Below are 1,021 nucleotides of genomic sequence, written 5' to 3'. Positions count from 1 at the left end.
GGCATGCGTTGGGCGATCCGCTCGGCGATGTGGGCACCCGCGACGGGGTCCCGCAGGCCCCAGATGAACGTCTTGGGCAGATCGCTGGTCTCCATGGCTGCCACCCATCGGTCGCGGTGGGCAGTCCGGTCGGTGATGTAGTGGATCAACCGGTGGGAGTTCAGGTGGCCGTCACCGCGGCTCATGCTCTTCCACATCGCGGCTGTGTCGGCGCTCGGGTCGTAGTGCTCGGCGAAGGTCGGTGCGAGGGCGGTGGCCATGAGCTCGCCGGTCAGTGCTGCGCTGAGCCGGGGGCCGGTTTCCGGATCGAGCAGCGCCGTCTGGGCCGCTTCCGGCCGGTGGAGTTCCGGGTAGATGCCGCCGTTCAGCAGCGTCAGGCTCGTGATCCGACTCCTCAATGACCCGTCGGCGCCGCGCGCGAGCAGCTCCTGCGCCACGGTGGCCCCGTAGTCGTGCGCCACCAGATGCGTCGAGGTCACCGCCTCGTGCTGCCACAACGCGACCACCAAATCGGCCTGCTCGTGGATCGAGTAGTCGTGATCGGCCGGCTTCTCGCTCGCGCCGAAGCCGAGGAAATCCGGTATGAGGAGGGTGTGGCGAGCGGCGAGAACAGGAACCGCCCGGGCCCAGTCGTGCGACGAACTGGGGAACCCGTGGAGCAGGGTCATCACGGGACCGCTGCCGATGCGGCGGACGAACACCTGGCGCGGGACTCCCGCGACGGTGAGCGGGACCAGTTCCCCTTCGGACCACCACTGCTCGATACACGGCGCCATCACAGCCCTCCCAGCAGCGCGGGCAGGAACCGGCGTTCCAACTCGCCGTGCGGGAGCGCTGCCGGTTCCACCAGGCTCTGGGCGAGCCCGCCTTCCCGGATAGCGACGACGACGCGCAGCAGCATGTCGAGATCCGTCTCGGTCACCTTGCTCGGTGTGGCCGCGAGGAGTGGTGCGAGCAACTCCGCCATTGCCGCCCGGATCGCCGCGTCATGGCGGGCGAGCGCTTGGGCCGCCTCGGGGTT

1 protein-coding gene and 1 pseudogene are annotated in these 1,021 nt (G+C 69.4%); both read right to left on the bottom strand.

The window, feature by feature from the left end; genetic code table 11:
* Window positions 1–701: alpha/beta fold hydrolase (locus ACH47Z_RS47265; protein WP_399086888.1), on the bottom strand; the 701-nt coding region annotated here is incomplete at its 3' end.
* 74 nt (window positions 702–775) lie between these two features.
* A pseudogene (locus tag ACH47Z_RS47260) lies at window positions 776–1,021 on the bottom strand (TetR family transcriptional regulator); the annotation flags it as partial.

The organism is Streptomyces sp. NPDC020192 (assembly GCF_044388685.1).
Classification (GTDB): Bacteria; Actinomycetota; Actinomycetes; order Streptomycetales; family Streptomycetaceae; genus Streptomyces.
This window is presented reverse-complemented; position numbering and strand designations above follow the sequence as displayed.